Annotated in this window: 20 protein-coding genes; 13 read left to right on the top strand and 7 right to left on the bottom strand. The window is 69.2% G+C overall.

Annotated elements, in window-relative coordinates; translation table 11 throughout:
* The first annotated feature begins 96 nt into the window (after positions 1–96).
* The gene (locus RCP80_RS12210) at positions 97–516 is read left to right on the top strand and encodes a hypothetical protein (RefSeq protein ID WP_308482575.1); all 420 of its coding nucleotides are present in this window, start codon (positions 97–99) and stop codon (positions 514–516) included.
* Between the two features lie 173 nt (positions 517–689).
* On the top strand, positions 690–1,577 hold the full coding sequence (locus tag RCP80_RS12205) for an MPT63 family protein (RefSeq protein ID WP_308482574.1): 888 nt from the start codon (positions 690–692) through the stop codon (positions 1,575–1,577).
* Positions 1,578–1,595: 18 nt separating this feature from the next.
* On the opposite strand, the gene RCP80_RS12200 is transcribed toward RCP80_RS12205, so the two are convergent.
* Positions 1,596–2,390 carry a hypothetical protein gene (locus RCP80_RS12200; protein ID WP_308482573.1) on the bottom strand — a complete coding sequence of 265 codons (795 nt, stop codon included), beginning with the start codon at positions 2,388–2,390 and terminating at the stop codon, positions 1,596–1,598.
* Between the two features lie 134 nt (positions 2,391–2,524).
* Between RCP80_RS12200 and RCP80_RS12195 the strand changes: the two genes are divergently transcribed.
* Positions 2,525–3,298 carry an enoyl-CoA hydratase/isomerase family protein gene (locus RCP80_RS12195; RefSeq protein WP_308482572.1) on the top strand — a complete coding sequence of 258 codons (774 nt, stop codon included), beginning with the start codon at positions 2,525–2,527 and terminating at the stop codon, positions 3,296–3,298.
* Positions 3,295–4,863, top strand: a complete 1,569-nt coding sequence (locus RCP80_RS12190; RefSeq protein WP_308482571.1) for a class I adenylate-forming enzyme family protein — start codon at positions 3,295–3,297, stop codon at positions 4,861–4,863. Before RCP80_RS12195 ends, RCP80_RS12190 begins: the two co-directional genes overlap by 4 nt.
* Here the strand turns inward: RCP80_RS12190 and RCP80_RS12185 are convergent.
* Positions 4,860–5,435, bottom strand: a complete 576-nt coding sequence (locus RCP80_RS12185; RefSeq protein ID WP_308482570.1) for a DUF1707 SHOCT-like domain-containing protein — start codon at positions 5,433–5,435, stop codon at positions 4,860–4,862. The genes RCP80_RS12190 and RCP80_RS12185 overlap by 4 nt on opposite strands.
* A gap of 50 nt (positions 5,436–5,485) precedes the next feature.
* Here RCP80_RS12185 and tenA point away from each other — a divergent pair, with 50 nt between their 5' ends.
* Positions 5,486–6,187: a thiaminase II gene (tenA, locus tag RCP80_RS12180; RefSeq protein ID WP_308482569.1), complete on the top strand. Its 702-nt coding sequence runs from the start codon at positions 5,486–5,488 to the stop codon at positions 6,185–6,187.
* A 10-nt stretch (positions 6,188–6,197) separates the two neighbouring features.
* Here the strand turns inward: tenA and RCP80_RS12175 are convergent, their stop codons facing one another.
* The 4 genes from RCP80_RS12175 to RCP80_RS12160 all read right to left on the bottom strand — a co-directional run bounded on the left by RCP80_RS12175 (position 6,198) and on the right by RCP80_RS12160 (position 9,348).
* Complete coding sequence (locus RCP80_RS12175; RefSeq protein WP_308482568.1) at positions 6,198–6,980, bottom strand: hypothetical protein; 783 nt, start codon at positions 6,978–6,980, stop codon at positions 6,198–6,200.
* A 57-nt stretch (positions 6,981–7,037) separates the two neighbouring features.
* Entirely contained in the window at positions 7,038–7,595 is a 558-nt protein-coding gene (ripD, locus tag RCP80_RS12170) for an NlpC/P60 family peptidoglycan-binding protein RipD (RefSeq protein ID WP_308482567.1), read from the bottom strand.
* A 215-nt stretch (positions 7,596–7,810) separates the two neighbouring features.
* Complete coding sequence (gene tpx, locus RCP80_RS12165) at positions 7,811–8,305, bottom strand: thiol peroxidase (RefSeq protein ID WP_308482566.1); 495 nt, start codon at positions 8,303–8,305, stop codon at positions 7,811–7,813.
* Positions 8,306–8,379: 74 nt separating this feature from the next.
* Positions 8,380–9,348, bottom strand: coding sequence for an enolase C-terminal domain-like protein (locus tag RCP80_RS12160; protein WP_308482564.1), 969 nt, complete (start codon positions 9,346–9,348; stop codon positions 8,380–8,382).
* 101 nt (positions 9,349–9,449) lie between these two features.
* Here RCP80_RS12160 and RCP80_RS12155 point away from each other — a divergent pair, with 101 nt between their 5' ends.
* The 7 genes from RCP80_RS12155 (at position 9,450) to yaaA (ending at position 16,385) form a co-directional block, all read left to right on the top strand.
* Complete coding sequence (locus tag RCP80_RS12155) at positions 9,450–9,893, top strand: Fur family transcriptional regulator (protein ID WP_308482563.1); 444 nt, start codon at positions 9,450–9,452, stop codon at positions 9,891–9,893.
* A gap of 36 nt (positions 9,894–9,929) precedes the next feature.
* On the top strand, positions 9,930–12,164 hold the full coding sequence (gene katG, locus RCP80_RS12150; protein WP_308482562.1) for a catalase/peroxidase HPI: 2,235 nt from the start codon (positions 9,930–9,932) through the stop codon (positions 12,162–12,164).
* Between the two features lie 188 nt (positions 12,165–12,352).
* The gene (locus RCP80_RS12145) at positions 12,353–13,228 is read left to right on the top strand and encodes a DMT family transporter (RefSeq protein WP_308482561.1); all 876 of its coding nucleotides are present in this window, start codon (positions 12,353–12,355) and stop codon (positions 13,226–13,228) included.
* A 136-nt stretch (positions 13,229–13,364) separates the two neighbouring features.
* Positions 13,365–13,781: an STAS domain-containing protein gene (locus RCP80_RS12140; RefSeq protein WP_308482560.1), complete on the top strand. Its 417-nt coding sequence runs from the start codon at positions 13,365–13,367 to the stop codon at positions 13,779–13,781.
* Between the two features lie 10 nt (positions 13,782–13,791).
* Complete coding sequence (locus tag RCP80_RS12135; RefSeq protein ID WP_308482559.1) at positions 13,792–14,451, top strand: MOSC domain-containing protein; 660 nt, start codon at positions 13,792–13,794, stop codon at positions 14,449–14,451.
* 14 nt (positions 14,452–14,465) lie between these two features.
* Positions 14,466–15,602 (top strand): alkaline phosphatase family protein, encoded by a 1,137-nt coding sequence (locus tag RCP80_RS12130; protein WP_308482558.1) that lies wholly within the window; start codon positions 14,466–14,468, stop codon positions 15,600–15,602.
* 36 nt (positions 15,603–15,638) lie between these two features.
* The gene (gene yaaA / locus RCP80_RS12125) at positions 15,639–16,385 is read left to right on the top strand and encodes a peroxide stress protein YaaA (RefSeq protein ID WP_308482557.1); all 747 of its coding nucleotides are present in this window, start codon (positions 15,639–15,641) and stop codon (positions 16,383–16,385) included.
* Positions 16,386–16,405: 20 nt separating this feature from the next.
* Here the strand turns inward: yaaA and RCP80_RS12120 are convergent, their stop codons facing one another.
* Positions 16,406–17,668: an amidohydrolase family protein gene (locus RCP80_RS12120; protein WP_308482556.1), complete on the bottom strand. Its 1,263-nt coding sequence runs from the start codon at positions 17,666–17,668 to the stop codon at positions 16,406–16,408.
* Between the two features lie 79 nt (positions 17,669–17,747).
* Here RCP80_RS12120 and RCP80_RS12115 point away from each other — a divergent pair, with 79 nt between their 5' ends.
* A complete protein-coding gene (locus tag RCP80_RS12115) occupies positions 17,748–18,614 on the top strand; it encodes an AraC family transcriptional regulator (RefSeq protein ID WP_308482555.1) in 867 nt (288 codons plus the stop codon).
* Positions 18,615–18,621: the final 7 nt, after the last annotated feature.

The following is an 18,621-nucleotide window of genomic DNA, read 5'->3' as shown; positions in this document are numbered from 1 at the left end:
ACCAGATAGCGCTACGCTACGCGTATCGTATTCCGTTGCCAAGCGCTCGAAGATCTGCCCAGCTGGGCCGGTCCGACGTCACTATGAGGAGGACACATGCTCAAGAACAAACCCAAGATCTCGCACCCGTACGTGGGATACGTCTTTCTGCTGCTCTCGTTCGTGATGCTGGGTACCCTCGTTGCCGGCCTGGCCCTGCAGAGCGGTACGACGGCCATGGTCGGCGGGGTGGGCTTGGTGGTCACGCTCGCGGGCTCGGTCTTCGGTTTCCGACTCGGAGCCAAGCAGCTCGCCAAGGCGCGCGAGGGCGGCGACCCGACGCACAACATCAGCATCTGGTCGCAACCGTTGCGCCAGGAGGCCATCGACACCTACCTGCAGGTCCACCGCGGATTGCTGGTCGAGGAGACCGAGGAGGCCGCCGTCGAGGACAAGAAATCGACGGTGCACGCCCTGCCGACCAACGGCCGCCGCGAGGACCTCGTGGCTACCGGATCGAGCCGCCTGTCGGCCTAGCCGGCTGACTTCGGATCCGGTCGGTTCATCGCGAATCGGCCGGATCAGTGCTGGTCATTCACCTGCCAATCCGGACTGATCGTCGGGAGGCACCGGCGTCTCGAATCGTGACCTGCTAATTTCACTGAGACAGCTGTACCGGAAACACTGCCCCGACGCACAGGAGTGTCACTGTGAAGACCAGCAGAATCGCCATCACCGCCACCTCGGCGGCACTGTTCGCCGCCACCGCGCTCTTCGGCGCACCGTTGGTCGGCGCCGAATCCACCGACCTCGGCGAACGCGCCGAACTCACCGCCGGTGGCGTCGTCCAGGGTTGGACGATCAGCGACCTCAAGCAGAGCACGGACGTCGTCTCCTACCCCGTCCGGGGCACGCTGTGGGAGGCCACCGCCACCAACGAGGCCATCCAGGGCAACGTGCAGCCAGTCGTGTCAAACCTCAACGCGCGCACCGAGGCCGGCGACACCTATCGGGTGTTGTTCCAGGTCGCCAGCCCGCAGGGGATCAGCCCGGCCGGGCTCGCGCAGGGTCAGAAGTCCACCGGCAAGGTGTACTTCGACGTCACGGGCGCCGCGCCGGACTCCGTGGTCTACAACGACGGCAACGCGGACCTGTTGACCTGGGTGCAGCCGGCCAGCCCCGGCGCCACGGGCGCGGGATCGAGCGCCGCGTCGACTCCGGCGGCGCCGGCCGTCCCCGCCGCGCCGGCGGAGACCACCCCGGCCGAGACGGTTCCGGGTGACGAACCCGCCGCCGCCACCGACGCCGCACCCGCCGCCCCGGCCGGCGCTCCGGAGGCCACCGGCCGTCAGGGCACGCCACTGCCGGAGGGCGCCGCGGCCGCCGATGCGCCGGAAGCCGCGGTCGCCGATGTGCCGGAGGCTCCCGCCGCGACCCCGGCGCCGGAAGCCACCCCCGAGGGTGTTCCGCACGGGCCCGCCGCCGAATCTGCCACCGGCAGCCAGGGCACCCCGCTGCCGGCACAGCAGCCGGGCACAGCCGCCGACGACGCCGTGCAGGGCACGCCGCACGGTCCGACAGTCACTCCCGCCCAGTAGCGCACCCGCGGCACGCCCTCAGGAGTGCGAGGACCACCACTCGAACAGCTGCTCGAGGTTACGTGAACCGGGTTCCGAACGGATCTCGCTGAGCAGCAGGCTGGCCTCATCGGTCCAGCCGACCGTGGTGGCCTCCTTGCTTGCCGCGCACAGCACGATGCCGCTCACCACGTCCGGGGTGGCGTTGCGCCGCCACGGACCGGGCGACTGAATTCGGCCGGGACACACCACGACCGAACTGCGCTTGGTCAACCGGTCGAAGGCCGCGGTCAGCGACTCCTCGTCGGCGACAAGCGTGTAGGTGGCGGCCGGCGCCTGCGGCTCGCTCGTCGCCTCGCACAGCACCTGGGCCACCGTGCCCTGCGGGGGCTCCACCGCCTGACACGCGGAATCGGGGTAGCCGCCGGGCAACCGCGCCAACAGCCGCTCCTCGGCGCCGGAATCCCGCGCCGAGTCCGCGTCTTCGGCGGTAGCGGCAGCCGACGAGCCCTCGTCATCCGCGCCGAGCACGGTGAATCCGACCGCGCCGAGCGCCGCCACCGCGACCAACCCGGCCGCGGCCAGGATCAGCGCGCGCCTGCGACGCGCCGGGGCGCGGTTCATCTCGACTGCGGAGAAGTCGAACGGCGGCAAGGTGGTCGGCCGCTCCGACGGATGCGGCGGCGGCAGCGGGCCCGCCGCTGCGCCTGTCATGGTCGCCGCTTCCCAGTCCCGGCTCACCGCGGCCCAACTGCCCGGGATGACCGGCAGCGGGTCGGTGTTGTCAGTGCCGACCGGTGCCGCGTCCTCCGGCGGATCCGCTTGTGCGTCCATCCGTCCCTCTCGGTGAGTGTCACGGCCGACCCCGCGACCGAATGCCTCGCACCTAGCAGGGTAGTAGGCGCCCGATCTCGGCGGCGAGGGCGATGGGTCCCACCCGTGACGGCGAGCAAAACTAGGGTGCAGCTATGCCCCTTGTCACCTATGAACTCGACGGCCATGTCGCCACCATCACGATGAACCGGCCCGAGGCGCGCAACGCCATCAACGGCGCCATGCGGCAGGACCTCAACGCGGCCTGGGATCAGTTCCGCGACGACGAGCAGGCGTGGGTGGGCATTCTGACCGCCAACGGCGACGTCTACTGCGCCGGCGGCGACCTCAAGGACGGGTCGGGCTCGGTGGGCACCTTCGGCGGCACCTTCTGGGAGAAGCCGACCATCAACTCATTCGAGTCCGGCATGGAACTGTTCAAGCCGACCATCGCCGCGGTGCACGGTCCCTGCATCGGCTACGGCCTCACGGGGGCGTTGTTCTGTGACTTCGTGATCGCCAGCACCGAGGCCAGCTTCTGCTTTCCCGAGGTGACGATCGGGGTTCCCACCATCGTCGGAGCCATCCGGCTGCCACAGCGGGTCGGCTGGGCCAACGCCATGGAACTGCTGCTGACCGGCAAGCCGATCAGCGCTGCGCGCGCGCACGAGATCGGGCTGGTCTGGCGGCTCGTGGAGCCTGCGGACCTGCAGGATGAGGCGCGCCGCTGGGCGCACACCCTGACCGAGGCCGCTCCCCTGGCCCAGCGCGCCACCAAGGAGGTGGCCTGGCGCAGCGCCGATATGGGCTGGATCGAGGCGGTGCGTTTCGGGGAGGTCATGCGCAAGGTGGCCGGGGCCACCGAGGACGTGGCCGAGGGCATCGCCGCCTGGCAACAGAAGCGCGATCCGCAGTGGCGCGGCCGGTGAGTACCGACCCGGACACCACTGCGCCGCTGACCATTCCGGCGCTGCTGCAGCGCAGTACCCGCGACTTCGGCGCGGACACCTATCTGGTGACGACCGAGGATCGGCTGACCTATCAGGGGGCCGACCAACGCTCCGCCGACGCCGCGCGCTGGCTGCTCGCGCGTGGCGTCGGGAAGGGCACCCGAGTCGGACTGTTCTTCCCCAACGGCGTCGACTGGGCGATCTGGTGGCTGGCGGCCGCCCGCATCGGCGCGTTGGTGGTGCCATTGAGCACGCTGTACACCCCCGCCGAGATCGCCAAGGTGCTGCGGCTGGCCGACATCGCGATGCTGATCGCCCCGGCGCGGGTGCTGAGCCTGGACGTGCCCGACCGGCTGGAGGCGGCGCTGCCGGGGCTGGCCGAGCAGCAGCAGGGCCACCTCGCGTTGGCAACCGCGCCGTATCTGCGGTCCATCGTGGTCACCGACGGCGCCGACCGGAGCTGGGCGACGCCGTGGCCCGCCCCAACGACAGCCGCTGTCCCGCAGCGGATCTTGACGGCGGTGGAGGCGGAGGTGTTCCCCGCGGATCCGGCGATCATGGTGTACACCTCCGGCTCGACGGCCGATCCCAAGGGCGTGGTGCACACCCACGGCACCCTCGTGCGGCAGACCTCGACGTGGCCGGGCGCGATCCGCTCGATCACCCGGCAGCCCGGTGCCCCCCGGATCCTGTGCGCCATGCCGTTCTTCTGGATCGGCGGCGTGTTGGCCGCGATGGGCGCCCTGCACGAATCGATCACGCTGCTGGTGCTGGCACGTCTCGAGGCCGGCGCCGCCCTCGATCTCGTCGAACGGGAGCGCGCCACCGGAATCGTCGGCTGGCCGGCCTTCACCCAGCGGTTGCGGGAGCATCCGAGTTTCGCCGACCGCGACCTGCGCAGCGCCCCGATGCTGCGCGACGGGCCGGTCGACATCGCGATGACCGACGTGCCGGACGGGTTCCCGATCCACCGCACGATGTCGGAGACCGCAGGCGGTTTCGCCTACACCGAGATCGACATCGTCGATGACGACGGCGGCACCGTCCCCGACGGCAGCGTCGGAGAGTTGTTGGTGCGCGGGATCGGCGTGATGGCCGGCTACAACAAGCGCGAGCGGTGCGACACCTTCGACGCCGACGGCTGGTACCACACCGGTGACCGGGTGTACCGCCGGGCGGGCGATCCGCGGCTGTTCTACGTGGGCCGCAGCAGCGAACTGATCAAGTCCGCCGGCGCGAATGTCTCGCCGTTGGAGGTGGAGGCCGTCATCGCGCAGTTCGACGAGGTGGCGCAGTGCGTGGTCGTCGGAATCGACGATGCCGAGCGCGGCGAGCAGGTGTGCGCCGTGGTGGTTCCGAGCGCGGACACGATCGAGCTGGACTCGGTGGCCGCGCAGGCGCGCGAGCAGTTGTCCGGTTACAAGGTCCCCACCCGATGGCTGCTGGCGACCGCCGATCAGATCCCCACCCTCGCCAGCGGCAAACTGGACCGGAAAACGTTGCGACGGTGGGTGATTCAGCGCACTGCGGATGTCGGACCCTAGCGGCCTTCAGTGCCCAACCATTTCCGGACCCGGGTGCCGAACGGTTGCTTGACCGTCAGCTCGCTGAACCGCAGCTTTCCCCGCACCACCAGGTGGACCCGGCCCGCCGGCGGGCCCGCGGGCACCTTGGAGTTCGCGCTGCTGCCCGTACACCGCAATGCGCTGACATCGGCCGTGAAATCCTCGGGCACGACGATGTCGATGGTGCTGCAGATGTCGTCGAACTCGATCGTGACGACCGGGGTACGGATGTCGGCCTGGGTGAAATCCAGACCCACCGAGGACAATCGGCTCCGGACCGTGACCAGTTCCGGCACCAGCCAGGTACCCGACCGTTTGATCGAGGACATCGTGGCGTGCAACGGTGCGGCCGCGGTCTGCTCGGCCGGCCGGGTGCCGGGCAGGTCGGCCACGACGGCGTCGAGTTCTCCTCGGGTGCGGGCGGCCATGGCGGCGTCCATGCGGTCACTGAATTCGTCAAGGGTGAGCATTCCCTGGCCCACCGCGCGCTGCAGCAGTGCGGCTATGTGCTCGCGGTCGGCGTCTCCTATGCGCAAGTCTCGTGGATCCACTCGCTCCAGGGTAGCGATGGCCGCACGAGGGGCCACGGTAGGTTGCGGAGGTGACCCAACTACGGCCGCACGACACCCGAGACCCCGAATCTTTTTCCGCACGACTGTGGGCCGACATCAACGACACCCAGTTCGCGGCGATTCTCGAGCATCCGTTCGTCACCGGGTTGACCGACGGGACGCTGGCTCCGGATGCGTTCGCGCACTATGTCATTCAGGACATGCATTACCTGCGGGACTACTCCCGCGCGCTGTCGATCGTGTCGGCCAAGGCCCCGACATTGGCCGACACCGCGATGTTCGCCCGGCATTCCGCGGACGTGTTCGACGTCGAACTGCAGTTGCACGGTGAACTGCTGCCCCAACTCGGCATCGACCCGGCCGCCCTGGCCGCCGTTGCGGTCGCACCGACCACGGCGGCCTATACCAGCTATCTGCTGGCCACCGCATACGGCGGCAGCTTCGTCGACGGCCTGGCCGCGGTGCTGCCGTGTTACTGGATCTACGCCCGGGTCGGCGCCGAACTCCTGCACCGGGGCTCGCCCGATCCGCGCTATCAGCTCTGGATCAATACCTACGGCGGCGACGAGTTCAATGCCTCGGTCGCCGAAGTACTCGATCTGACCGACCGGGTCGGGCGCCACCTCACCGCGGCCGACGAGGCCGTCGCGCGGGCACATTTCCGCACCACGTCCCGCTACGAATGGATGTTCTTCGACGCCGGCTACCGCCAGGAGACCTGGCCGGTCTGAGCCGGCCGGCCTACCGTCGGCGTTCGCGGACCTTGTAGGTCGCGGGCCAGGAGGTGCGGCTCTCGTCGCCGGTCAACACCGATCCGCTGCCGCCGACCTTGATGTTGTAGGGCTCGTGCTCGGGCCCGACCTCGCGTTCCACGTGTTGCTGGGCCAGGTAGTACAACTCGTCGATGGCCGCCTCGCTGTAGGCCACGAACGTCGTCTTGCGTTCCACGTCATTGATGCCCGCCATCATCTTCTCCGGCAGGTACCGGGAGGCCAGTGCGGCCAGTCCCAATAGCGATACCGGAATTGCCCAGTAACAGACGAATGACAGCGGCGTCCGGGTGTCCAGGATGGTGGCGTCACCCTGCACGATCGGTGGAATCGCCGAGGACACCGTCATACCGGCGAACGCCGCGACCCAGATCCAGGTCAGCACGGCGGTGATCCGTTTGAACAGATCGCTTTCGACGATGCCGGGCGGCTGACCGACCTCGGCGAACTCTCGGACGAACGGCCTGCCCGCGACCACTCCGCCCAGCGCCACCAGGAAGATGCCGGCGTTGCTGAGCGGCTGCATCCAGCGCTCCATGAAGTCCTGAGTCAGCAGGAACGTCAGGATGGTCAGGACGACAAACGTTGCGACGGCCCCGATTTCGAGCGAGCGCCCCGGTCCCCCGGTGGCCCGTCCGACGACGAACGCGCCGATGGCGACCGCCAGCGCGATCAGCACCGCGGTGTGAAACGGGACGTTGCCCACCAGAATCCAGTAGACGATCCATGGCGCGAATGCGATCAAAGTGCCCACGGCACGTCAGTCTAGGGGCTTACCGTTGCCGCGACGGCACCGCCACCCCGGCCGGATTCACTCGATGATGCGCGACAGGTAGGGGGCCATGTTGTTGGTGCGTACCGGCGAGACCGTGACGGCGGGCGTGGTCGCCTCGAGCATCTGACCGTTGCCGAGGAACAGCGCCACGCTCTGGGTCCCCTCGGGACCGTAGAAGATCAGATCCCCGGGCAGCGCCAGCGACGGCGGGATCTTGCGGCCGACCTTGTATTGCTCGCCGGAGGAGCGGGGCAGCTTGATCCCGACGCCGGCGAACGAGTAGACGATCAGGCCCGAGGCATCGAATCCGGCGACCCGCGGCTTGGGTTCCACCACCACCGGCGTGGTCCCGAAGGCACTGATGAGAGGGTCGGCCTCGGCGGTCGTCACGGTGGGTTCGACACCGAGGCTGGGCCCGGACGCGTCACCGCCGCCGTAGGTATACGGCACGCCGCGTTGCGTCAGGGCGCGTTTGAGCACGTAGTCGATGGCCTGTTGATTGGCCGCGGGCCTGGCGGATGCCAGCCCGGGCGCCATCATTCCCCCGGCCAACGCCACGACCACACCTAACACAAGGGCGCAGATGCGTTTCATCGCTTTTTCAATTCTCTTCGACCGTCATTCCTCCCTCACTTGTACAGGGAGCGGCCGGTCATCGCCCAATTGCACGACGGCACAACGCCAATGAGATACCCGACCGTGACCCTACGGTGACACTGCGCCGAAAAAGCACGGGCGCTCGCCTCGGGGTCGGCGCGATGCCGACGCCGGTGCGAGCGCCCGTATTTCAGGTGTTGCGGCGGTGCTGCCTACTTCAGGGCGGCCAACGCGGCGTCGTAGTCGGGCTCGGTGCCGATCTCGGGGACCAGTTCGGTGTAGGCCACCTTGCCGTCCGCACCGATCACGACGACGGCGCGGGCCAGCAGGCCGGCCATGGGGCCGTCGGCGATGGTGATGCCGAAGTCCTCACCGAAGCTATCGCGGAAGGCCGAGGCCGTGGTGACATTCTCGATGCCCTCCGCGCCGCAGAACCGCTTCTGCGCGAACGGCAGATCCTTGGAGACGCACAGCACCGACACGCCGCCGCCGGCCGCGCGCTCGTTGAAGGACCGCACGCTGGCCGCGCACACCGGGGTGTCGACCGACGGAAAAATGTTGAGCAGCACGGGTTTCCCGCTGAACTGCTCAGCGCTGACGGCGCCGAGGTCGGTCCCGACCAGGTTGAAGGCCGGTGCCGAGGCTCCGACGGCAGGCAGATCGCCGACTGTGTTGATGGGGTTTCCACGCAATGTTATTTGTGCCATCCGCCCAGTCTGCCAAGTGCGCCGGCGCCGGCTGCGCCCAGGGCCGTGCAAGCGCAGGTCGGCGGGCGCATCGGTCAGCCGAGCAGCTGCGCGGTCTGCAGCCGGTCGCGCCACCACCGGAGGCGCTGCGGGTCGGTGACCGCATAGCGGTCCAGCAAATCGGGAGCGGGCCCCGGCGGCATCGGCGCGGCCGGCAGGTAGCCGTCGACGGCGGTCAACGACCGCGACCCGCCGACCAGGTCGCCGGCCAACAACATGCGCTCACCGAGACCGCACGCGTACACCGAGTCCGGCAGCGCGGCGGCCAGCGCGACCGCCGAGCCCAACCCGATGGTGCTCGCCGCGGTCGAGGTGACCGCGCACGGCAGCCCCACCGATTCGGCCACCCGCAGTGCCCGCCGCACGCCCCCGAGCGGGCCACAGTCCAGCACCGCGACGTCGGCGGCGTCGACCAGCGAATCGGCGAGCCGGCCCGGCCCGTAGTACTTCGCCACATCGATGCCGATCGGCACGTCCACCCGCCGGCGCAACTCGACCAGCTCGGCCAGCGACGCACACGGCTGCACCACGAACTCCAGACCCCCGGCCGCCTCGGCCAGTTCGGTGATCACGGCTGCGGCGGTCGCCACGTCCCACGTCGCGGCGACATGGCAGCGCAGCGCGCCGGCCGGTCCGAGGGCGGCGCGGACCGCCGCCACGCGGGCGAGGTCGCCGTCTCGGGACGGGCCGTCGCCGACCACCGCAACCTCCGCGGTGCGACATCCACCGACGGTCACGATCCGACGTGCCCGCTCGGCGTCGACTGCCGGCACGGTCGCGGCCACCGGGACACGGCCGCGGACCGCGTCGGGCCAGCCCACGGTGCCCGGTTCGGTCGCGGCGGTCAGCCACCGGGTGAGTTCGGCCGGCGTGGCCGAGGCGCTCGGGCTGAACTCCCCCCAGCCCTGCGGCCCCTCGATGAGCATCCCCTCCCGCACGCCGGCGTCGTCGTGCAACGGGATCGCGAACACCCGCGCCCGGTCGAGATCGATCAATGTCTGCACAAACAAGGCACGCTAGTCGACCCGCGCCGCACGTCCGACGCGATCCGCGACCGCCCCGATTTCTCTTGACCGATTCCAGAAAAGCGCGTAAGCATGTGGGTATGACCTCGGCAGCCGAGTACGCAGCTCAGCTGCGTGCCGCCGAATTGCGGGTGACACGCCCCCGGGTTGCGGTCTTGGGTGCGGTGCACGCGCACGCGCACGCCGATACCGACACCGTCATCCGTGCGGTCCGGGCGTCCCTGCCCGAGGTGTCCCACCAGACCGTGTACGACTCCTTGAACGCCCTGACCGCCGTCGGCCTGCTGCGTCGGATTCAGCCCTCGGGATCGGTCGCGCGCTACGAGGCTCGCGTCGGCGACAACCACCACCACATCGTGTGCCGGTCGTGCGGCGACATCGCCGATGTCGACTGCGCTGTCGGCGACACCCCCTGCCTGACCGCCGCCGAGGATCACGGCTTCGCGATCGACGAGGCCGAGGTCATCTATTGGGGCCTGTGCCCCACCTGCGTTGCCATCCAGATGTCGGGATCACACCCGTGATCACAGCCCGTCACACCCCTCCCGAAAGGAAACGCAGTGCCAGAGGAACACGCTGTTGAGTCGCCGCCCATTGGCGAGGCCCAGACCGAACCGGCCGAAAACGCCGGTTGCCCGATGGTCATCCGGCGACCGGTCGAGGGCGGTAGCAACCGGGACTGGTGGCCCAACGCGGTCAACCTGAAGATCCTGCAGAAGAACCCCGACGTCATCGACCCGAATGACGAGGACTTCGACTATCGCGAAGCGGTGCAGACCCTCGATTTCGACGAGCTGCAGCGCGATTTCGACGAGCTGATGACCACCGCCCAGGATTGGTGGCCGGCCGACTTCGGGCATTACGGCCCGCTGTTCGTCCGGATGTCGTGGCACGCCGCCGGCACCTATCGGGTGCAGGACGGCCGCGGTGGCGCAGGGCGGGGCCAGCAGCGCTTCGCTCCGACCAACAGCTGGCCCGACAACGTCGGCCTGGACAACGCCCGCCGGCTGCTGTGGCCGATCAAGAAGAAGTACGGCAAGAAGCTGTCCTGGTCCGATCTGCTGGTCTATGCCGGCAACCGCGCGCAGGAGCAGATGGGTTTCAAGAGCGCCGGATTCGTCTTCGGCCGTCCGGACGTCTGGGAGCCCGAGGAGGACATCTACTGGGGCGCCGAGGCGGAGTGGCTGGGCACCCGGGAGCGGTACGCCGGCACGGGCGGCGACCGCACCCGGTTGGAGAACCCGCTGGCCGCCTCCCACATGGGCCTGATCTACGTCAATCCGGAAGGCCCCGAGGGCAATCCGGATCCGCTGGCCGCGGCGATCGACATCCGCGAGACGTTCGGCCGGATGGCGATGAACGACATCGAGACCGCCGCGCTCATCTGTGGCGGGCACACCTTCGGCAAGACCCACGGCAACGGCGACGCCAGCGTGCTCGGGCCCGAGCCCGAAGCCGCCCCGTTGGAGAACATGGGTCTGGGCTGGACCAACCCGAATGACACCGGCAACCCCAATGACAAGGTCGCCAGCGGGCTGGAGGTCACCTGGACGCACACCCCGACCAAGTGGGACAACAGCTTCCTGGAGATCCTCTACAGCAACGAGTGGGAGCTGTTCAAGAGCCCCGCGGGCGCCTACCAGTGGCGCCCGAAGGACAACGGCTGGGCCAACTCGGTGCCCACCGCGGACCTCAAGGGCCGCACGCACCCGTCGATGCTGACCACCGACCTGTCGATGCGGTTGGACCCCATCTACGGCAAGATCACCCGCCGTTGGCTGGACAATCCGGAGGAACTGCGGGAGGAATACGCCAAGGCCTGGTTCAAGCTGCTGCACCGCGACCTGGGACCGGTCTCGCGCTACCTCGGACCGCTGGCGCCGGCGGAGACCTGGCTGTGGCAGGACATCACCCCGGCGGGCAAGCCGCTGGCCGAGGGCGATGTCGCGACCCTGAAGAACGCCATCGCGTCCTCGGGTCTGACTGTGTCGCAATTGGTTTCGACGGCATGGAAGGCCGCGGGATCGTTCCGCGCCAGTGACATGCGCGGCGGGGCCAACGGTGGTCGGATCCGGCTGCAACCGCAGCTGGGCTGGGAGGCCAACGAGCCCGAGGAACTGGCCCAGGTCATCCGCACGCTCGAGGAGATCCAGGCCGGCACCGGCGTCGACGTGTCGTTCGCCGACCTGGTGGTGCTGGCCGGCAACGTCGGTGTCGAGAAGGCAGCCAAGGCCGCCGGCTACGCCGTCGAGGTGCCGTTCACCTCGGGCCGTGGCGACGCCACCCAGGAGCAGACCGACGCCGACTCGTTCTCCTACCTGGAGCTCAAGGCCGACGGCTTCCGCAACTACCTGGGCAAGGGCCTGGACGTGCCGGCCGAGTACCAGCTCATCGACCGCGCCAACCAGCTGAAGCTGTCGGCACCGGAGATGACGGTGCTCGTCGGTGGTCTGCGGGCACTCGACGCCAACCACGGCGGCAGCAAGGTGGGTGTGCTCACCGACCGGCCGGGTCAGTTGACCAACGACTACTTCGTCAACCTCACCGATATGGGGCTGAAGTGGGAGCCGTCGTCGGCCGACGACGGGACCTACGTCGGTAAGGACTTCGTCAGCGGCGAGCAGAAATACACCGCCAGCCGGGTGGACCTGCTGTTTGGTTCCAACTCGCAGCTGCGGGCGCTGACCGAGTTCTACGCCGAGGACGATTCCAGGGACAAGTTCGTCCAGGACTTCGTCGACGCCTGGGTCAAGGTGATGGACGCCGACCGCTACGACGTCGGCAAGGGAGTTTGATCGCAGCTCTCCAAGCGGTGCCCCGCGAGCTTCGGCTCGCGGGGCACCGTCGTTTCCGGAGCCCCGGCCGGACCCGATAGGGTCCCCGGCGTCCCCAGGGTGGACACTACTGTCGTTAATTGCCAGAGCTTTTCGTCACCCCACCGGTGTCGGGGCCGGTCGATAACCCCGAGCCAGTTAGGTAACCGATGTCGCAGCCGATAGTCGTCGCCCTTGCGCTGATCGCGGCGCTGTGTGCGGCCCTCGGCATCGTGGTGCGCCAGTTGGCCACCAGGGACGTCCCCGCGGACGCGGGGATGAGTTCGGCGATCGTCACCTCGCTGCTGCGCAACCCGTTGTGGTGGGCCGGCCTGGCGACGGCGGCGGCCGGGTACGGCTTCCAGGCGGCGGCCTTGTCGTTCGGATCGTTGATGCTGGTGCAGCCCCTGCTGGTGTCCGCATTGTTGTTCGCGCTGCCGATCAGTGCGCGGCTCGCGGGCCGGCGGGTGACGCGTACCGAATGGGGCTGGGCGCTGGTACTGACGCTGGCGCTGGCGGTGTTCGTCTCGGTCGCCCATCCCCGCCAGGGGCACAACGACCCGTCGGTGGGCACCTGGATCGTCGTCGCCGCCATCGTGGTGCCGCTGGTCCTCGGCTGCGTGCTCCTTGCCGCGAAGGCCGTGGGCACCCAACGGGCCCTGTATCTGGCGACCGCCGTCGGCGTGCTGTTCGGGTTGATCGCGGTGTTGACGAAGCTGTGCACGCATCGGGTGCAGGTCGGATCCTGGCGGACCCTGCTGGAGACACCTGCGCTGTACCTGCTCGTGGTGCTGGCCGTGGTGGCGACCGTGCTGCAGCAGTCCGCGTTGCATGCCGGCGCGCTGCCGGCCTCGGTGCCCGCAATGCTGGTGTTGGAGCCGGTGGCCGCGGTGCTGCTCGGCACGATGGTGCTAGGCGAGCAACTGACCGCGCGCGGGGTCGGCCTGGTGGCACTGCCGTGTGCGCTCATCGCGATGGCCGCGGCCACCGTCGCGCTGGGCCGCGATTCGGGCGCCCTCGACGAGCGGATTGCGGCCCACCCGTGAGCTTTCGGCCGCATGACCAGGTGATTCCGCAGGTCATAGTCTTACCAAAGAATTAGTCCCGGCACCCAGTGACCTTAGAGTAGCCACTTAGTGTCGCGGTGGAGGCACAAAAAACGCCACCGAAATGAGGCCGAACATGAACCCCTACGGAAATCCCGTGTTCGACTGCAACGGCGCGCGGCTGCGGGCGCAAAGTCGCCGACTGGCCACCGTCGTGACGATCAGCGGTGAGGTCGACATGGTCAACGTCGACCGCGTCACCGAACACGCGCGGCGCTACGTCCTGGCGGCCACCACGGTCGTCCTCGACCTCAGCGGCGTCCTGCACATGGACGAGCACGGACTGGCCCTGCTGCGCGCATTCGACGACGACTGCGCCGAGACCGGACAGGACTGGGTGCTGATTCCCAGCGACGCCGTCATCGACGTTCTCGACCGGACCCCCGAGGCCTATCCGATCGCAGGGTCGGTACCCGAGGCGCTGAACTACTTCGCCGACGAGAACATGCGCCGACGCACCCTGCTGCTGCCGCTGCTGAACAAGTCCGCCTAACCTCTCCGGCATGGCGACTGTCGCATCGGTCAATCTCGCTCGCCCACACACCAATCCCGCTGCCCCGTCGAGGCCCACCGGCATCGACAAGGTGCCGACGCCCGAACCGGTGGCCGTCCGCGACCCCGGACCGCGACGCGGCGGCGCCGGCAGCGGGTTGGTGGGTGACAGCATCGGCGACCGCAAACACCACGGCGGCGACCATCAGGCCGTCTACGCCTATGCGCGGGAAGACCTCGACGCCTGGGCGCAGCGCCTGGGCCGGGATCTGCGCGACGGGATGTTCGGCGAGAACCTCACCACCGTCGGCGCCGCGGTCACCGACGCCCGCATCGGCGAACGATGGCAGGTCGGCGACGACGGACTGGTGCTGGAGGTGTCCTCCCCCCGCACCCCGTGTCGGACATTCGTGTCGTGGCTGGAGATCCCCGGCTGGATCAAGACCTTCACCGCCGCGGCCGTCCCGGGCGCCTATCTGCGCGTCATCACCCCGGGCACCGTCCGCGCCGGCGACGACATCGTGGTCCTCGATCGACCGGACCACGAGGTGACGATCGGGGTGGTGTTCCGCGCCATGACACTCGAGCCCGAACTGCTGCCGCTGCTGGCCGACATCGAGGCGCTGCCCGACGCGATCCGCGCGCTCGCGCACCGCCGCGTCAGTTCCTGACCGGCGACGACCGCATGGAACTCCCCCAGCTGGAACCCGACGACCCACATCTGGCCGACGTGGTGCCGTCGGTGCTGGCGACCATGGGCGTGGCGGGCTTTGCCGCCCGAATTCCACTGGCGGGCCCCGTGTCCGGGGCGTGCGTGCTGCTCATCGACGGCCTCGGCGCCGATCTGCTCGATGCGCACGCCGCGGACGCACCGGTCATGGCGGGGCTACGCGGCGCCTCGGTGCAGGTGGGTTACCCCGCCACCACCGCCGCCGGGCTTGCCGCCGTCGGCACCGGTCTGCGCTCCGGTGAGCACGGCATGGTCGGCTACTCGTTCCTGGTGCCCGGCACCGGCGTCCTCAACGCCCTGCGCTGGCGGCCGCACCCGTGGGGTGCGGATCTGCGCGACAGCGCGGTGCCCGAACAGGTCCAGCCGCTGCCCACCACATTCGAGCAGGCCACCACGGCCGGCATGGCCGTCAGCGTGATCTCGGGCGCCGAGTTCGCCACCTCCGGCCTGACCCGTGCGGTGCTGCGCGGCGGCCGCTACATCGGTGTGCAGGCCCTCGGTGATCTGGGCGCGTCGGTGAGCGAGACGATCGCGCGGCGCGGCTTCTGCTACGGCTATCACAGCGAACTCGATCTGTTGGGACACTTGCACGGTCCGGGTTCGGCACCGTGGCGCATGCAGTTGCGGCAGGTCGATCGCCTGGTGGAATCGGTGGTCGAAGTGCTGCCGCCGGGCGGGTTGCTCGCGGTGGTGGCCGACCACGGGATGGTGACGGCCGAGGACAGCGCGACCACCGACATCGACGCCGAACCCGCGTTGCTCGACGGCGTCGAGGCCATCGGCGGGGAGCCCCGGGCCCGGCACGTCTACACCCGCGACGGTGCCGCCGACGCGGTGCTCGCGGCCTGGCGCGCGACGCTGGGACCGACCGCCTGGGTGGCCGCGCGCGACGAGGCGATCGAGGCGGGCTGGTTCGGCGCCCGGGTCAGCGACACCGTCCGGCCCCGCATCGGTGACGTGGTGGCCGCGGCGCGCGATTCGGCGGTGCTGGTGCGGCGCGACACCGAACCGCTCGAGTCGTCGCTGATCGGTCACCACGGCTCCTTGAGCAGCGCCGAGCAGCGGGTGCCGCTGCTGCTCGCATACGGCTGACGGCGGCGGTGCGGCCTCGGGATACCCTGTGTCACCGTGATGCTCCTGCTGCCGCCTTCAGAAACCAAGCGCATCGGCGGCGACGGGCCGGCACTACGACTCGACGCATTGCACTTTCCCGCCCTGAACCCGTTGCGGCGCAGCCTGGCCGACGAGCTCGTCGCCCTGGCCGACGACCGGGAGGCCAGCCGCGGCGCGCTCGGCCTGTCCCCTAAACAGGATGCCGAGATCGACCGCAACGCCGCGTTGTTCACCTCGCCGACCGTGCCCGCGTTGCGGCGCTACACCGGCGTCCTCTACGACGCGTTGGACATCGAAACGCTGCGCGGCGCTGAGCTTTCCCGCGCCAACTCGCGCCTCGCGGTGGGCTCGGCGCTGTTCGGCCTGGTACGCGCCGAGGACCCGGTGCCGGCCTACCGGCTCTCGGCGGCCTCGAAGCTGCCCGGCCAGGCGACCCTGGCGGCGCGCTGGCGTCCGGTGCTCGAACCGGTGCTCGCCGACATCGCGGCCCACGAGTTGATCGTCGACCTGCGCTCGGGGTCCTACGCCGGACTGGGGCGGCTGCCCGGCGCGGTCGACGTCGACGTGGTCGCCGAGCACGCCGACGGCCGCCGCACCGTGGTGAGCCACTTCAACAAGGCCCACAAGGGCCGGCTGGCCCGGGTGCTGGCGAGCAGCCGGGCCGAACCGGCCGACGCCGCGGCGGTCGCGGCGGTGGCCCGCCGCGCCGGGATGCGGGTGGAACGGCGGGGCAATGAACTGACCGTCGTGGTTCCCGCCTAGATCCCGAGGCCTCGCCGGGGCTACGCCTTGGTCAGCCGGTTTTGCTCGTAGAGCCGCGCCCATTCGGCGCGCGGTCGGATCGAGACGTCGACATCGGTGGCCTGGGCCCGCAGCGCGGCCACGGTGGCCTGCTCCTTGGGGGTCAGCTTGAACGGGTCCCAGCCGAAGAACCGGCAGGAGTTCTGCCAGGTGATCTTGTTGATGTCGGAGTCGTCGGCGCCGGCGGCCTCCAGTTCGGCGAGCACCTGCTCCGGCGCGTCCGGCCAGAAGCAGTCCGAGTGCGGGTAGTCGCACTCCCAGGCGATGATGTCGATGCCGATCTCGTGCCGCAGCTTCAGCGAGGTCTTGTCGGTGACGTAGCAGGCCAGCGAGTGCTCCCGGAAGACGTCCGAGGGCAGTTTGTCGCCGAAGTCGCGCCGCAGCCACTTCTGGTTGGTGTAGTGCCGGTCGCTGCGGTCCAGATAGAACGGGATCCAGCCGATGCCGCCCTCGGAGAAGGCGAACTTCAGGTCCGGGTAGTTGCGCATCGCCGGGCCCCACAGCAGATCCTGCGCGCACATCGCCGAAACCTGGGTGGCCAGGATGATCAGGTTGTCGATCGGGGCGTTCGGCGCCATGCTGATGGCCCCGAAGCCGGTGCCGATGTGCAGGCACATCACCACGTTCTCCTCCGAGAGCGTGCGGAACACCGGACCCCAGTAGTCCTCGTCGTGGTAGCTGGGCAGGCCCTCCAGGTGGGGCAGTTCGGGCATGGTCACCGCGCGGCACCCCTTGGCGGCGACCCGGCGGATCTCGTCGCACATGCCCTCGGGGGTCCAGGTCGGCAGGATCGCGATCGGGATGAACCGGTCCGGGTAGGAACCGGCCCATTCGTCGATGTGCCAGTCGTTGTACGCCGACACCATCACCAGCGTGACGTCCTCGCGGGTCATGTTGAGGTGCCGCGCCGAGAAGCCGGTGAAGGTCGGGAAGCACATCGAGGCCAGGATGCCGTTGCGGTTCATGTCCCGGACCCGTTCGTGGACGTCGTAGACACCGGGCCGCATCTCGGCGAAGCCGGCGGGATCGCGGCCCCACTCCTCCGGTGGCCACGACACCACCGCGTTGAGCCCACTGACCCCCTGCGGGCGACCTTGATACATCCACTGGTCGACGCCCTTGTCATCGGTGACGACGATCGGCGCGTCGGCTTTGTACTTGGCCGGGACATGATTCAGGAACATGTCAGGCGGTTCGACCACGTGGTCGTCAATGCTCACCAGGATCAAATCGTCGACGTTCATCGGTCTCCTTCAGCCACGTGCGGACACTGCTTTGGGTGGGCGGTGCCATCCCATGCCTCCACTTGTACCCTGGATCACCATGACCGTCTCTGCGCTATCGGACAGACATCGTGCGGATTCGGCCAGGCCGCCTCAAATCGACCTGCGCCGGGGCGGCCAGGCACTGGCGGGCAGCTATCTCTATGAGGGCGACAAGCTGCTGACCGGCTGGCATTCGCACGATGTCCACCAGATCGAGTACGCCATCGGCGGGGTCGTCGAGGTCGAAACGCCGGCGGGCCACTACCTGCTGCCCCCGCAGCAGGCCGCCTGGCTGCCGGTGGGACTCGAACACTCGGCCACGATGAACCCCGACGTCAAAACCTTGGCGGTGATGTTCGATCCGCAGTTGCTGCCGGAGGCCGGCGACCGGGCCCGCATCCTGGCGGTCTCACCGCTGATCCGCGAGATGATGATCTACGCGCTGCGGTGGCCGATCGACCGCCGAGCCGGTTCCGCCGCGGATGAGGAGGTCTCCGACCGTTTCTTCCACACGCTGGCGCAACTGGTATCCGACGCGTTGGATCACGAGGCCCCACTGAGCCTGCCCACTTCGGACCATCCGATCGTGGCGGCGGCGACCGCCTACACCAAGGAGCATCTGCAATCCGTCAGCGCCGAGGACGTCAGCCGGGCCGTCGCCGTCTCCGAGCGGACGCTGCGGCGACTGTTCCAGGAGACCCTCGGAATCTCCTGGCGGACCTACCTGCTGCACGCCCGGATGTTGCGGGCCATGGCTTTGCTGGCCTTGCTCGACACCAGCGTTCAGGACGCGTCCAGCGCGGTCGGCTTCGACAGCCTGAGCTCGTTCACCCGGTCGTTCGCACAGTTCAGCGGCGAGACCCCGTCGGCCTACCGGCGTCGCGTCAAGCGGGTCGAGGTGCCGGCCGAGCGGCCCCAGAGGTAGCTATTTC

Origin of the sequence: Mycolicibacterium sp. MU0053, from assembly GCF_963378095.1 — a bacterium.
GTDB classification, from domain to species: domain Bacteria; phylum Actinomycetota; class Actinomycetes; order Mycobacteriales; family Mycobacteriaceae; genus Mycobacterium; species Mycobacterium burgundiense.
This window is presented reverse-complemented; position numbering and strand designations above follow the sequence as displayed.

Excerpts from the sequence above, each read along its gene's own strand:
- RCP80_RS12210 (WP_308482575.1), top strand. The coding sequence starts at position 97 with ATGCTCAAGAACAAACCCAAGATCTCGCACCCGTACGTGGGATACGTC.
- RCP80_RS12200 (WP_308482573.1), bottom strand. The coding sequence starts at position 2,390 with ATGGACGCACAAGCGGATCCGCCGGAGGACGCGGCACCGGTCGGCACT.
- RCP80_RS12195 (WP_308482572.1), top strand. The coding sequence starts at position 2,525 with ATGCCCCTTGTCACCTATGAACTCGACGGCCATGTCGCCACCATCACG.
- ripD (WP_308482567.1), bottom strand. The coding sequence starts at position 7,595 with ATGAAACGCATCTGCGCCCTTGTGTTAGGTGTGGTCGTGGCGTTGGCC.
- tpx (WP_308482566.1), bottom strand. The coding sequence starts at position 8,305 with ATGGCACAAATAACATTGCGTGGAAACCCCATCAACACAGTCGGCGAT.
- RCP80_RS12155 (WP_308482563.1), top strand. The coding sequence starts at position 9,450 with ATGACCTCGGCAGCCGAGTACGCAGCTCAGCTGCGTGCCGCCGAATTG.
- RCP80_RS12145 (WP_308482561.1), top strand. The coding sequence starts at position 12,353 with ATGTCGCAGCCGATAGTCGTCGCCCTTGCGCTGATCGCGGCGCTGTGT.
- RCP80_RS12140 (WP_308482560.1), top strand. The coding sequence starts at position 13,365 with ATGAACCCCTACGGAAATCCCGTGTTCGACTGCAACGGCGCGCGGCTG.
- RCP80_RS12135 (WP_308482559.1), top strand. The coding sequence starts at position 13,792 with ATGGCGACTGTCGCATCGGTCAATCTCGCTCGCCCACACACCAATCCC.
- RCP80_RS12130 (WP_308482558.1), top strand. The coding sequence starts at position 14,466 with ATGGAACTCCCCCAGCTGGAACCCGACGACCCACATCTGGCCGACGTG.
- RCP80_RS12120 (WP_308482556.1), bottom strand. The coding sequence starts at position 17,668 with ATGAACGTCGACGATTTGATCCTGGTGAGCATTGACGACCACGTGGTC.
- RCP80_RS12115 (WP_308482555.1), top strand. The coding sequence starts at position 17,748 with ATGACCGTCTCTGCGCTATCGGACAGACATCGTGCGGATTCGGCCAGG.